Below are 11,977 nucleotides of genomic sequence, written 5' to 3' on the forward strand. Positions count from 1 at the left end.
GTCACCCCCGGCACACTCACGCCTGTTCCTACAGCCCTCCCTGCGCCCCGATGCTCTCCACCCTGCCCCTGCTGCTGGCCCTGGCCAACGCTCCTACCGCCGCCGCGCCCGTCCAGGACCCGGCGCAGCAGGTCGCGCGCCGTGCCGTGCAGCAGGGCCGCTACGTGCCATTGGAAAGCGTGGTGCGCGATGCACTCAAGCGCTTTCCGGGGCAGCTGCTGGAAGTGGAGCTGGACGATGGTGTCTACGAAGTGGAGATCCTGCGCGGTGACGGCGTGGTGGTGGAGCTGGACTATGATGCGCGCAGCGGAAAGCTGCTGAAGACGGAGCTCGACGACTGATGCGCATCCTGTTGGCCGAAGACGATGCCGCACTGGCACAGCGCCTGGTGCCCCTGCTGGAGCAGGCCGGCTACGTGGTGCATGTGGTTGCCGATGGCCGCCAGGCCGAGGAAATCGGCCAGATCGAGGACCTGCAGGCGGCCATCGTTGACCTGGGCCTGCCCGGGCTTGACGGATTGAGCGTAATCGAGCGCTGGCGCGGCAACGGCCGCGGCTTCCCGGTGCTGGTGCTGACCGCGCGCGGGCGCTGGCACGACAAGCTGGCCGGCTTCGATGCCGGTGCCGACGACTACCTGACCAAACCGTTCCAGGCCGACGAACTGGTGCTGCGCATGCGCGCCCTGATCCGCCGCAGCCATGGCCATGCCAGCCCGCGACTGCACTGCGGGCCGCTGCAGCTGGACGTCAACGCCGGCCGCTTCGAACTGGACGGACAGCCGCTGGCGCTGAGCCCGCAGGAGTTCCGCCTGCTCAGTTACTTCATCCACCACAGCGGCCAGGTGATCGGCCGTGATCGTCTGGGTGAGCAGGTGTTCGAAGGCGGCCACGACCCGGACTCCAACGCGCTGGACATGCTGCTGGGTCGGGTCCGCCGCAAGCTCGGCATCGATCTGATCCAGACCGTGCGCGGCCAGGGCTGGCGGCTGGCCGCGCCGTGAGCCGGCAATCCTCGCTGCGGCGGCGCCTGCTGCTGGCTGGCGGCGTCGGCCTGCTGCTGGTTTCGCTGCTGGCCAGCGCACTACTGGGCGAACTGTTCAAGCGCAGCGCGCGTGATCGGCTGGACCACGAACTGCAGCAGGACATGCTGACCCTGCTGGCGCAGGCCGAAGTGAACCCGGAAGGACAGCTGCGCCTGCGCCAGCAACCGAATGACGCGCGCTTCCAGCGGGTGTTCTCCGGTTCCTACTGGCAGATCGCCGGTGCCGATGGCCGCGTGCTGCTGCAGTCACGCTCGTTGTGGGATGAAACGCTTCCCGCCACCGTCACTGGCCCGGCCACGCGCAACCTGGCCGGGCCGCTGCAGCAATCCTTGCGCGCACGTGTGCAGCAGGTGCGCCTGCCACGTGCCAGTGAACCGTTCGTGGCCGTGGTCGCCACCGACCGCAGCGCGCTGGATGCCGATGTTGCCGCGTTTCGGCAGCGCACCGCCATCGCGTTGGGTGTGCTGGTCGCAGCGTGGCTGGCGGTGCTGGCCAGCCAGGTGCACTTCGGCCTGCGTCCGCTGCACCGCCTCGGTGCACAGCTGGAACGGGTGCGGCGCGGCGACGCGCAACGCATCGACACGCAGGGACTGGGGGCAGAGGTCGCACCACTGGGCGAAGAACTCAACGCGCTGCTGGAGCACCAGCAACGCATGGTCGCGCGCGCGCGCACCAGTGCACAGGACCTGGCGCATGCATTGAAAACCCCATTGAGCGTGCTGGCCACCGAGGCTGACGGCGACGGCGCGGACTGGCGGACCACCGTGCGCGAGCAGAGCGCACGCATGCAGGCCAGTGTTGACCGTTACCTGGCGGCAGGGTTGGCCGCAGACCATCGCCAGCGCAGCGACGTTGCGACTGTCGCGCAGGCGCTATGCCGGTTGATGGCACGCGTGCATGGCGAACGTGGCATCACGTTCACGGCGGCAGGCATCGATCCGGCGCTGCAGTTCGCCGGCGCCAGTGCGGATCTGGAAGAGATGCTGGGCAACCTGCTGGACAACGCCGGGCGCTGGGCGCGACAGCAGGTGGACATCACCGCAGACATCAGCGACGGACAGCTACGCATCGAAGTACGCGACGACGGCCCGGGCTTGGCCGCGGAGTCACTGTCACAGGTCACCCAGCGCGGTGTGCGGCTGGATGAGCGCGAGGGCAGCAGCGGGCTGGGCCTGGCAATCGTGGGCGATATCGCCGCCAGTTATGGCGGGCGCGTGGCGCTGGAGAATGTACAGCCGGGGTTGCGTGCGACGTTGTGGTTGCCCGTGGCGTGACGCACCGCTGCGCTCGCCGGGCGCCGCCCGGCGCTACCGGTTCACCCGCACCCGGTAGGTGTCGACCTTGGTCGACACGCATCAAGCATCAACGGTGGTGCATCCACCAGCAATCAATCGCGTCCAGCACGATGTGGATGATCAAACCGATGCCGAACAACCTGGTCTTCTTCGGCACGCACAGCCCCGCGTAGGCGGCGATGGCCGGTGCAGTGTGCAGCGGGTGGAAACCGATGCTGCAGCGGTTCGGTGCGTAGATCGGATCGGCCAGCAGATGGTCCAGATCGATGATCCAGCCCAGCAGCATCAGCAACCATGCCGAGGCGAAACGCTTGCGCCAGAACAGCCATGCCAGCAGGGCTGGCACGGCGGCATGCAGGAACAGGTGGAAGATCGCGCGGGCGCTCATGGTGACCGGTAGCGCCGGGCCATGCCCGGCGTTCCCGTAATCATCAGACCAGCGGTTCGTCGGACAGGTAGGTGTAACCGGTCAGGCCGGCTTCCAGTGCCTCCGACAGCTCCTGCGCGCGTTCCGGCGACAGCTTCGCCTCGGCCACGCGCTGCGCATAGGTCGCACGCAGTTCGTCCAGGCGGTAACCCACGTAATCCAGCATCACGTCGGTGGTGTCGCCGCGGCGCTGCTGGGTGATGGCGTAGCCATCGGCGTCGGCCAGCACTTCCACCGCGTCGGTATCGCCGAACAGGTTGTGGATGTCGCCCAGGATTTCCTGGTAGGCGCCGACCATGAAGAAGCCGATGCGGTAGCTCTCACCCGGCTTCATCTTGTGCAGCGGCAGCGAGCTGTCCAGGCTCTCGTTCTCGACATAGGTTTCCACCATGCCGTCCGAGTCGCAGGTCATGTCGGCGATGATGCCGCGGCGGTCCGGGGTTTCGTCCAGGCGCTCGATGGGCACGATCGGGAACACCTGGTCGATCGCCCACACGTCCGGGATCGATTCGAACACGCTGAAGTTGACGAAGTACTTGTCGACCAGGCGCTCGTTCAGTTCGTCCAGCACCGGGCGATGGCTCTTCTCGTCATAGCTCAGGCGCGCACGCACGCCGTGGGCAATGGCGTAGAACAGATCGTCGATGCGCGCACGCTGCGGCAGGTCGATCTGGCCCAGCGCGTAGCTGGCCAGACCTTCGGCATGGAAATGCTGCGCTTCCTGGAACAGCTCCACCGCCGGGCGCACGTCCAGTTCGTCGTGGATCTCGCGCAGGTGGCGGATCGCCGCCGGCTCGTCATCGTGCTGGTCCGGCACGCGGCCTTCCTGCGCCTCTTCCACTTCCGACACGTTGGCGATCAGCACAGCGTGGTGCGCGGTCATCGCGCGGCCGCACTCGGTCACGATGCGCGGCGGGGTCAGGCCGAACTCTTCGCAGGCATTGGCCAGCGGCTGCACGATGTTGCTGGCGTAGGAATGCAGGCCGTAGTTGATCGAGCAGAAGCTGCGCGAGCGGGTGCCTTCATAGTCCACGCCCAGGCCACCACCCACGTCGACGTGGGTGATCTTCGCGCCCAGGCGCGACAGCTCCACGAAGTAGCGGGTGGCTTCGCGCATGCCGTTGGCGATGTCGCGCACGTTGGAGATCTGCGAGCCCATATGGAAGTGCAGCAGGTTCAGGCAGTCGGCGTACTCGGTGTCACGCAGCGACTTCCACAGGTCCAGCAGCTGGCGCGGCGACAGGCCGAACTTGGCCTTGTCGCCACCGCTGTTCTGCCACTTGCCGGCGCCCAGCGAGGCCAGGCGCATGCGCACGCCCAGGCCCGGCTTCACGTCCAGCGCCTTGGACTCTTCCAGCACCAGCTTCAGCTCGGACGGCTTCTCGATGACGATGAAGGTCTGCAGGCCCAGCTTGCGGCCGATCAGGGCCAGGCGGATGTACTCGCGGTCCTTGTAACCGTTGCAGACGATCAGGCCACCCGGACGCGACAGCGCCAGCACGGCCATCAGCTCGGGCTTGCTGCCCGCTTCCAGGCCGAACCCCTCGCCGTGGTGGCTGGCCAGGGTGCCGGCCACGCCACGGGTCTGGTTGACCTTGATCGGGTACACGGCGGTGTAGCCGCCGCTGTACTCCCAGTCCTGCTGGGCCTGGCCGAAGGCCGCCTGCAGCTTGCCCAGGCGCTGGCCGAGGATGTCCGGGAAGCGCACCAGCAGCGGCAGCTTGGCGCCCGCCGCGCGCGCAGCGTCGACCACCTTGGGCAGCGACACCACCGGGCCGTCCGCCCCGGTCGGTCTCACCACCATGTGCCCGGCCTGATCCACGTCGAAGTAACCGTCCGCCCAATGCGGGATCGAGTAGGTCTTGCGGGCTTGGTCGAGGGACCAATCGGTCATTTCAGTCGGCCTTGTTGGCAATAAAAGGGGGGGCATGATAACGCCTATATGCCCACAGGTTCGTTATCATGCGCGCCCGCGCCCGTGACAGGTTTCAACCTGAACGGGCCGATCCGTCCGGATGTGGCATCTGTGCCACGCGGCCCCGCCCGCCAGCCCGGCTCCACCCCTCCGAACAGGACTGTTTTCCAATGACTGACAGCAACAACTGGTACATCGAACACTTCGAGCGCACCGGCTCGGCCATCGGCTACCGCATCACCGGCAAGCTGGACGAGGTGCAGTCGCCGTTCCAGAAGATCGAGATCTTCCAGACCACCGACTGGGGCAACCTGATGACCATCGACGGGGCCATCATGCTGACCAGCAAGGACAACTTCTTCTACCACGAGATGATCAGCCACCCGGTGCTGTTCACCCACGCCGCGCCCAAGCGCGTGGTGATCATCGGTGGCGGCGACTGCGGCACCCTGCGCGAAGTGCTCAAGCACATCGGCGTGGAGAGCGTGACCCAGTGCGATATCGACGAGCAGGTCACCGTGATGGCGCGCAAGCACTTCCCGGAACTGTGCGACTCCAACGACGACGCCCGCGCCGAGCTGCTGTTCGACGACGGCGTGGCCTACATGGCCAACTGCCCGGCCGGCAGCGTGGACGTGGTGATCGTGGACTCGACCGACCCGGTCGGCCCGGGTGAAGGCCTGTTCAACAAGGCCTTCTACGAGAGCTGCTTCAAGGCCCTGAAGGACGACGGCATCCTGGTGCAGCAGTCCGAGTCGCCGCTGATGCAGCTGGAGCTGATCAACGAAATGCGCACCGAGATGGGCAAGGCCGGCTTCGGCTCGTTCAAGACCCTGCCGTTCCCGCAGCCGTGCTACCCCACCGGCTGGTGGAGCGTGACCATGGCGCGCAAGGGCGACAGCAGCTTCGACTTCCGCCAGGCCGACTCGGCCGCCAAGACCTTCAACACCCTGTACTACACCGCCGCGCTGCACACCGGCGTGCTGGTGACCCCGCCGTTCGTGCAGGCGGCACTGAAAGGTTGATCCAAACAAAAACCCGCGCTGACGACAGCGCGGGTTTTTGCTTTCTGTAGAGCCGAGCCATGCTCGGCTGCATTTCGCGCAGAAGCAGCCGAGCATGGGCTCGGCTCTACAACATCCCCCGCGCGCGACCCGGCCGCGGTTCGCTCACAGCGCCCAGATACCCGCAATCACCGCCACCACCAGGCCCCACTTGATCAGCTGGTAGGCCACCACGCTGCGCTCGCGCAGCGCCTTGGCTTTCAGGCGCACCTTGTAGACACTGCCAAACGCCTTGTTGACGCCACCGGTCGGGTCACCCGGCAGGTTCGGCGAGGCACCGCCGGCCAGCAGCGTCGCCGCCACCGCACGGTTGAACAGGCCCGGCAGGCCGAAGCGCAGCGGGCGGGCGATGTCGCAGAACAGGATCACGCGGTCATCGGGCGTCTCGTTGTGCGCGTGGTGGATGTAGGTCTCGTCGAACATCATCCACTCGCCATCGCGCCAGCTCTTCTTGATGCCGTCCACTTCGATGTAGCAGCCGTCGTTGTTCGGCGTGGCCAGGCCCAGGTGCAGGCGCAGCGAACCGGCGAACGGATCGCGGTGCGGACGCAGTTCGCTGCCCGACGGCAGCTGCGCGAACATCGCCGCGCGCACGTCCGGCAGCGACTCCAGCAACGCCGTGGTCTTCGGGCACATCGCCTTCGCCGACGGGTGCGACGGGCCATACCACTTCAGGTAGAAGCGCTTCCAGCCACGGCGGAAGAACGAATTGAAGCCGGCATCGTTGAACGTGCTGGAGGCCGCGATCTTCTGTGCATCGCGCAGCGCCAGCGCCTCGTCGCGGATCATCTGCCAGTTCTGGCGCAGCGGCTCCAGCTGCGGGAACTCCTTGGCCGGGTCCAGAAACGGCGTAGTCGGCACCTTCGAGAACATGTACATGACCACGTTGATCGGGGCCATGAAACTGGAGTGGTCCAGCAGCTGGCGCGACCAGCGTGCGCGCACCTTGCCACGGAAGTGGATGTACAGCACGCAGGCGACGAACAGCGCTGCAATGACGATTTTGATGATCAAAACACTTTCCTCCAGCCGCGGCCGGAACGGGAAACAGGGCGATGCACGGCCAAGCGGCCAGCACCGGTGGGGACCGCGGCAGGGAACGGGGACGTGCCAGGAAGGGGCGGCCGCCGATGTCGCGAATTAACAGCTTATGGTCGGCAGGCCGTGCGTCGGGGTCAAGCCAGACGTGCGTGACGTTCAGCGGGCCGCGGATGAACGAGGCGATGCGACGCCCAACCTATTGATTCTGAAAGAACCAAAGACGAAGTGAGACGGAATTGTCCGATCGGGTGCGACGAACTGTTCCAGCCACGACCCCGACATTTCTCCGACAAATCGTGGAATAGCGAACTGGCGAGTACTAAAATTAACGAAAACTTAGTAACTCCCTGTAACACCGGTTCGCTTGACGCTTTGCGCCACCCACCGGGTCGACCGAGACCCCGACATGCATCTCCCTGCCCTGCCCCCCTCCTCCTGCGGCGAAGACGCCGCCACCCCGCTGCTGCTCAAGCGCGGCGAACGCTTCCTGGCCCCCGACGTCTATCGCACCTGCCTGGACGGGCGCGAGGCGGTCATCAAGGACTACTCCCGCTACCGCGGCACCCCCGTTTCACTGATCGCGCGGCTGATGGTGCGCCGTGAGGCCCGCATGCTGCAGCGCCTGGGCGGCTGGAAGCATGCCCCCGCGCTGCTTGGCACCCTGGGTGGCCTGGCACTGGGCATGGAGTTCATTCCCGGCCAGACCCTGAGCACCGCGCAGGCCGTGGGCAATGAAGTGTTCGAGCAGCTGCAGCACGCGCTCAGCCGTTTGCATGCCGCCGGCATCACCCACAACGACCTGCATGGCACCAACGTGGTGGTCAGCGGCGGCGTGCCGGTGCTGCTGGACTTCACCTCCGCCTGGCGCGCCCCGCGCTGGCTGCGCCGCAACCCGCTCAGCCGGCAGATGCGTCGCAGCGACATGAAGAACCTGCTGAAGATCCGCCAGCGCATGACCGGCCAGGCCCCGAGTGCCGCGCAGGCCGCACTGGTGGCCGACCCCGGCTGGGTCGCTGCCGTGCGCCGGGGCTGGAAGCGGTTCTACAAGTGGGCCAAGCGCCGGTAGGGGTCGAGCTCGCTCGACCGCTTTACCGCTCTTTGTAGAGCCGGGCCCGTGCTCGGCTGCTGTTCCTGCATCGCGCGAAATGCAGCCGAGCATAGGCTCGGCTCTACAACATCCCGCCGAACGGGTTACAACGCGTCCGCGTCCAACTCACCGGTACGAATACGCACCACACTGCCCAGGTCGTACACGAACACCTTGCCGTCGCCAATCTTGCCGGTGCCCGCCGCCTTCACGATGGCCTCAACCACGGCCTCCACCTGGTCATCGGTCACCGCCACTTCCAGCTTCACCTTCGGCAGGAAATCGACCACATACTCCGCACCACGGTACAGCTCGGTATGGCCCTTCTGGCGACCAAAGCCCTTCACTTCCGTCACCGTGATCCCGGTAACCCCACGCTCGGCCAGCGCTTCGCGCACGTCGTCGAGCTTGAACGGCTTGATCACCGCCATGACCATCTTCATCGTCTATCTCCTGTCTTCCGGCGTGGAGGATAGCGCCTGAACGCGTTCGGTGCGAAACAGCCCACGCCTGTGCGGGCGACCGGCCCAGCAGTATCCTTGTGGCCTGCACGGCCCGCCCGCACCACGGAGTACCCCCATGATCGACCTGAACCAACTGGATGACCTTGCCCGTCGCTTGAGCGACCTGGTGCCGCCGGGCCTGCGCGAATCGCGCGAGGAACTGCAGGCCACCTTCAAGAGCGCGTTGCAGGCGGGTCTGGCCAAGCTGGACCTGGTCACCCGCGAGGAGTTCGAAGTGCAGCGCGCCGTGCTGCTGAAGACCCGCGAAAAGCTGGATGCGCTGGAAACGGCCGTGCGTGAGCTGGAAGGGCGCGGCACCGCAGAATGAAAAAAGAGGCGCAGTGCGCCTCCCACTACAGAGTATTTCCCGGATGGGGCCTTGCAGCAAGGCCCACCGGGCGCCCTAGACTCGCCGGCCTGTCGATCCGGCAGGACAGGTAGGGGCAGTGCCGATGGCACAGGACACCGAATGGACACCCGTTTCGCATGACACCTGCGACCAGGTCGCCGGGCCGTTCTATCACGGCACCCGCGCTGACCTCGCGGTGGGCGAGCTGCTGAGCGCGGGCTTCCGCTCCAACTATCGCGACAGCGTGGTGATGAACCACATCTACTTCACCACGATTGCCAAGGGCGCCGGGTTGGCTGCGGAAATGGCCCGGGGTGAAGGGCGGCCGCGCGTGTATGTGGTGGAGCCGACCGGGCCGTTTGAAGACGATCCGAATGTGACCAACAAGAAGTTTCCCGGGAACCCGACGCGGTCGTATCGGAGTACGCAGCCGTTGCGGATTGTGGGGGAGATTGTGGAGTGGGAGCTGTATGACGCGGAGTTCGTCCGGCAGTTGAAGGCGTTTGTTGCTTCGGGGAGTGGGGAGATCATCAATTGAGGGAAGGAGAGACACGTGCTTTGGCCGACGGAGGACCAACGCAGCAGGTCGTCGAACGATGTCCGCTCCCGGCCAAGAGCGGACTCTCGCAGTGCCTCGAACAGACCCAACCACGAATTTGCCTGGCCTGGAACGAAGTATCGGGCCGGCACTACTTGAACATCTCCAACAGATCGCTGTCTTCATGCCGCTGCTCCCACGTGGAGAGAAAACAGAAGCTCACACCACTTCGCATGGCAGCCTTCTGGAACCCGGCCAGTTCTTCCTTCGTGACCGGGTACTCAACCGGATCAAAGTGCAGAATCCCCCACGGCTTGACGAGAGAGAACCCAGGCAGGAGTTCCGAGAAGATCGCCTTGAGCTGGGGCTGGAGAGTAGAGAAGTCCTTGATCGGGCCCGCGCGATTGCCAAGGGCATGACACTGACGACGGATGGTCCTGTCTCCACCCACCACGCGCGCAATGAAGTGGTCCTGGTGCACTCGAACGTAGATCAGCTGCCGGCGAAAGATCTTCATCCCCATCTCAAAGCCACGCGCTCAACAGCCATCCATGCAACTGCATGCCTATCCATCAATGCGCAGGCTCCGCCTTCAGCGCGCTTGAACCCCTTCGCAGCAGGTACAGCGCAACCAGGAATGGCCACAGCGAGTTGATCGACGAGAACACGCGCTGGGTCAGCCCCCGGTAGCCCTCCGGGTCCGCGCCCACCACGTTCAACCAGAGATAGACGATGCCCGCGACGCTCACCGCAGCAGTCACGGCGTACGCCCTTCGGTTGGCAGACCACGCGCTCAATTCGATGTGCGACATCGCCGGTGCAATGATGTTTGCAATGCCGATGGTGTAGAAGCCGTGCATCGGATGGCCCATGGGCCAGAGCCCGTTGGTCAGCATGGAGATGCCAAAGATCATCCAGCAGATCGCGCCTACGGCAATCCGGCGGCCGGACTCCCGCCATACCCCGATGGAGAACGCCACGAAGCCCACACCGGATCCGATGGCGGCGATCCTGCCGCAGATGCTTGCAAGCGTGGGCGCCTGCAGCAGCTCGCTTGCGTGCTGCGCAAGCGGGTTGTAGCCCGGCGCGAACAGGGCGGCAATGCTGGTCCAGAACAGGAACCACGGAAGCGGGAGCAGACCCGCAGACAGAAGAAGTCGATTGCGGCGTAGCACGTACAGTGATCCTTGTATTGGCCTGCGCCAGTGGGTGAAATCCGTTCAAACGCTACAAGACCGTCCCGCTGCGGGCAGTGCAGCCCCGCGTGACTACAGCGGTAGTCAGATTGCGCGCGGCACTCGGTAGGTTCAATAGGCAGGAAGTCATTTAAACCATCCAGCCGGTGTCGCAGCGGTTCGGTTGCATGAGCGATCACACATGCCCAATGGGCGAGTGCTGTCGCATTTGCCGCGCCTGGCATCTCTGGCCGAAGGTTCTGACGACTCCGTTCCAGAAGTGCCGTTCCGCCTAGCACGCCAAGGCTCTCGCCGCTTCCGGTGCTATGCGACAATGCCAAAAGCGTCTCGGGTTTTGGCGGCATTGACCCCTCCCCGTTGGCATTCCGCACAACAGCAGGTAATCGTTACTGCGCCACCGTGCATCGGTGGTCGGGACTCGAAAACCCGGATTGCTAGACGTAAGTTTGCGCTTGCCAGCCGGCACCACCGCGCGTGGTGCCGGCTGGCAATCCGTCTGCCGGCTATGGCGGGCGGGGCGTGGGGGCCTCGTGCCCGCCGGCTTTGTCTAGCAACCGGTTTTCGAGCCACGCCCTGTCCGCCACCTTTATCGGTGGCGGCTTCTGCCTGCATGCACGGAGCCCGCCATGACCACGCCGCACTCCCCGCCCTCGCGCCCGATCCAGGAAGCGCCGTCACCCGCGCCCGCGCTGGACCCCAACAGCCTCATCGCCATCCTGCACGCCATCGGTGCGGGCGCTGCGGCCGACGGCCAGCCCTGGCCCGAGCGGCACCACCTGCGCAGCCGGCAGATGGCGTTGTCCGACGCCGACTGCGCGCTCACCGGCCAGCGCATCGTGCAGGAGATCCTGCTGGCGGCCGAGCGCACGCGCCAGAACGGCGAGCCCGAACAGTACGTGGGCGACCGGGTGATGGAGGGGCTGGTGATGGCCGATCTCGCGCTGACCGCCTTCATCCACGAGCGGATGCGACCCAAGGACTGAGCGCGCTTACGGCGCGGAGTTTTCTGCCTGTGTGCGGGGTGACGAATGAAGATGCACGGCCTGGCCGCTGCGGTGATGTGCATCGCGGTGATCGGCGCAGTATGGGCAGCATGGCCCGAGCCCGCGGGCGATCAGGTGTGGGCCTACCAGAAGCTGCAACCGGCCGATTACCGGTTGCTGCACAGTGATGCGCTGGGCTTCGTCACTGCGAAGGCGCATGAGGGCTTTGAACTGCGCACGCGCTATGCCGGGGTGACGTCCTTCGAAATCCGCTGCAAGGGCGTTCTGGTGCTGGACGTGGAGAACGCGCCCTCGCGCGTGCTGATCCGCATGCCCGCCGATGCCCGCTGGCGGGCACCGGATATCGAGCGTCTGCGCATCAGCTTCGAGCGCTGGCTGGATCTGCACCAGAGCCAAGGGCGATTGCTGGTGGAAAGCGCTGGGCCTTCGTGGGTTGAGACGCGGTTTGGGCGCTTCAATGGGCTGGTGCTGGATGAGCAGCGGTGTCTGTTTGGGGTGCTGGGCCGCCATTGACCG

The 11,977-nt window shown here is 65.7% G+C and carries 15 protein-coding genes; 9 read left to right on the forward strand and 6 right to left on the reverse strand.

The genetic code is table 11. The features are described 5' to 3' along the window. Positions 1-50 precede the first annotated feature (50 nt). From AC5QAH_RS15775 to AC5QAH_RS15785, 3 genes are read left to right on the forward strand one after another with little or no spacing between them, the layout of a single operon-like run. On the forward strand, positions 51-341 hold the full coding sequence (locus tag AC5QAH_RS15775; RefSeq protein WP_010482069.1) for a PepSY domain-containing protein: 291 nt from the start codon (positions 51-53) through the stop codon (positions 339-341). Beyond that, the gene (locus tag AC5QAH_RS15780; protein ID WP_019336299.1) at positions 341-1,000 is read left to right on the forward strand and encodes a response regulator transcription factor; all 660 of its coding nucleotides are present in this window, start codon (positions 341-343) and stop codon (positions 998-1,000) included. The genes AC5QAH_RS15775 and AC5QAH_RS15780 overlap by 1 nt, the downstream gene beginning before the upstream one ends. Then, complete coding sequence (locus AC5QAH_RS15785; RefSeq protein WP_262088842.1) at positions 997-2,316, forward strand: sensor histidine kinase; 1,320 nt, start codon at positions 997-999, stop codon at positions 2,314-2,316. Before AC5QAH_RS15780 ends, AC5QAH_RS15785 begins: the two co-directional genes overlap by 4 nt. Positions 2,317-2,404: 88 nt before the next feature. Here the strand turns inward: AC5QAH_RS15785 and AC5QAH_RS15790 are convergent, their stop codons facing one another. Together AC5QAH_RS15790 and speA are read right to left on the reverse strand one after the other, a co-directional pair. Beyond that, positions 2,405-2,725 carry a DUF6122 family protein gene (locus AC5QAH_RS15790; RefSeq protein WP_191850154.1) on the reverse strand — a complete coding sequence of 107 codons (321 nt, stop codon included), beginning with the start codon at positions 2,723-2,725 and terminating at the stop codon, positions 2,405-2,407. A gap of 43 nt (positions 2,726-2,768) precedes the next feature. Next, a complete protein-coding gene (gene speA / locus AC5QAH_RS15795) occupies positions 2,769-4,658 on the reverse strand; it encodes an arginine decarboxylase (RefSeq protein ID WP_191850156.1) in 1,890 nt (629 codons plus the stop codon). Positions 4,659-4,849: 191 nt separating this feature from the next. On the opposite strand from speA, the gene speE reads away from it, so the two are divergent. Then, on the forward strand, positions 4,850-5,704 hold the full coding sequence (speE, locus tag AC5QAH_RS15800) for a polyamine aminopropyltransferase (RefSeq protein ID WP_049453982.1): 855 nt from the start codon (positions 4,850-4,852) through the stop codon (positions 5,702-5,704). A 144-nt stretch (positions 5,705-5,848) separates the two neighbouring features. On the opposite strand, the gene AC5QAH_RS15805 is transcribed toward speE, so the two are convergent. Beyond that, complete coding sequence (locus AC5QAH_RS15805) at positions 5,849-6,754, reverse strand: aspartyl/asparaginyl beta-hydroxylase domain-containing protein (protein WP_024957655.1); 906 nt, start codon at positions 6,752-6,754, stop codon at positions 5,849-5,851. Between the two features lie 436 nt (positions 6,755-7,190). Here AC5QAH_RS15805 and AC5QAH_RS15810 point away from each other — a divergent pair, with 436 nt between their 5' ends. After that, positions 7,191-7,850, forward strand: coding sequence for an RIO1 family regulatory kinase/ATPase domain-containing protein (locus AC5QAH_RS15810; RefSeq protein ID WP_019337340.1), 660 nt, complete (start codon positions 7,191-7,193; stop codon positions 7,848-7,850). A 125-nt stretch (positions 7,851-7,975) separates the two neighbouring features. Here AC5QAH_RS15810 and AC5QAH_RS15815 read toward each other — a convergent pair whose 3' ends face one another. Continuing rightward, positions 7,976-8,314, reverse strand: a complete 339-nt coding sequence (locus AC5QAH_RS15815) for a P-II family nitrogen regulator (RefSeq protein ID WP_005411374.1) — start codon at positions 8,312-8,314, stop codon at positions 7,976-7,978. 136 nt (positions 8,315-8,450) lie between these two features. On the opposite strand from AC5QAH_RS15815, the gene ubiK reads away from it, so the two are divergent. Together ubiK and arr are read left to right on the forward strand one after the other, a co-directional pair. Beyond that, complete coding sequence (gene ubiK, locus AC5QAH_RS15820) at positions 8,451-8,702, forward strand: ubiquinone biosynthesis accessory factor UbiK (protein ID WP_010482078.1); 252 nt, start codon at positions 8,451-8,453, stop codon at positions 8,700-8,702. Between the two features lie 124 nt (positions 8,703-8,826). After that, positions 8,827-9,261, forward strand: coding sequence for an NAD(+)--rifampin ADP-ribosyltransferase (gene arr / locus AC5QAH_RS15825; RefSeq protein WP_043401276.1), 435 nt, complete (start codon positions 8,827-8,829; stop codon positions 9,259-9,261). A 151-nt stretch (positions 9,262-9,412) separates the two neighbouring features. Here arr and AC5QAH_RS15830 read toward each other — a convergent pair whose 3' ends face one another. Both AC5QAH_RS15830 and AC5QAH_RS15835 read right to left on the reverse strand, forming a co-directional pair. Then, on the reverse strand, positions 9,413-9,778 hold the full coding sequence (locus tag AC5QAH_RS15830; protein WP_241874727.1) for a hypothetical protein: 366 nt from the start codon (positions 9,776-9,778) through the stop codon (positions 9,413-9,415). Positions 9,779-9,833: 55 nt separating this feature from the next. Then, positions 9,834-10,436, reverse strand: coding sequence for a DUF998 domain-containing protein (locus AC5QAH_RS15835; protein ID WP_241874083.1), 603 nt, complete (start codon positions 10,434-10,436; stop codon positions 9,834-9,836). A 647-nt stretch (positions 10,437-11,083) separates the two neighbouring features. On the opposite strand from AC5QAH_RS15835, the gene AC5QAH_RS15840 reads away from it, so the two are divergent. Together AC5QAH_RS15840 and AC5QAH_RS15845 are read left to right on the forward strand one after the other, a co-directional pair. Further along, a complete protein-coding gene (locus AC5QAH_RS15840; RefSeq protein ID WP_049453991.1) occupies positions 11,084-11,440 on the forward strand; it encodes a hypothetical protein in 357 nt (118 codons plus the stop codon). 45 nt (positions 11,441-11,485) lie between these two features. Next, on the forward strand, positions 11,486-11,974 hold the full coding sequence (locus AC5QAH_RS15845; protein WP_191863448.1) for a cold-shock protein: 489 nt from the start codon (positions 11,486-11,488) through the stop codon (positions 11,972-11,974). Positions 11,975-11,977: the final 3 nt, after the last annotated feature.

The organism is Stenotrophomonas sp. YJH_SMC_43, assembly GCF_059372535.1.

Coding starts and splice junctions, on each gene's coding strand:
- AC5QAH_RS15845 (WP_191863448.1), top strand. CDS start 11,486: ATGAAGATGCACGGCCTGGCCGCTGCGGTGATGTGCATCGCGGTGATC.
- AC5QAH_RS15840 (WP_049453991.1), top strand. CDS start 11,084: ATGACCACGCCGCACTCCCCGCCCTCGCGCCCGATCCAGGAAGCGCCG.
- AC5QAH_RS15780 (WP_019336299.1), top strand. CDS start 341: ATGCGCATCCTGTTGGCCGAAGACGATGCCGCACTGGCACAGCGCCTG.
- speE (WP_049453982.1), top strand. CDS start 4,850: ATGACTGACAGCAACAACTGGTACATCGAACACTTCGAGCGCACCGGC.
- AC5QAH_RS15815 (WP_005411374.1), bottom strand. CDS start 8,314: ATGAAGATGGTCATGGCGGTGATCAAGCCGTTCAAGCTCGACGACGTG.
- AC5QAH_RS15810 (WP_019337340.1), top strand. CDS start 7,191: ATGCATCTCCCTGCCCTGCCCCCCTCCTCCTGCGGCGAAGACGCCGCC.
- arr (WP_043401276.1), top strand. CDS start 8,827: ATGGCACAGGACACCGAATGGACACCCGTTTCGCATGACACCTGCGAC.
- speA (WP_191850156.1), bottom strand. CDS start 4,658: ATGACCGATTGGTCCCTCGACCAAGCCCGCAAGACCTACTCGATCCCG.
- AC5QAH_RS15775 (WP_010482069.1), top strand. CDS start 51: ATGCTCTCCACCCTGCCCCTGCTGCTGGCCCTGGCCAACGCTCCTACC.
- ubiK (WP_010482078.1), top strand. CDS start 8,451: ATGATCGACCTGAACCAACTGGATGACCTTGCCCGTCGCTTGAGCGAC.
- AC5QAH_RS15790 (WP_191850154.1), bottom strand. CDS start 2,725: ATGAGCGCCCGCGCGATCTTCCACCTGTTCCTGCATGCCGCCGTGCCA.
- AC5QAH_RS15830 (WP_241874727.1), bottom strand. CDS start 9,778: ATGAAGATCTTTCGCCGGCAGCTGATCTACGTTCGAGTGCACCAGGAC.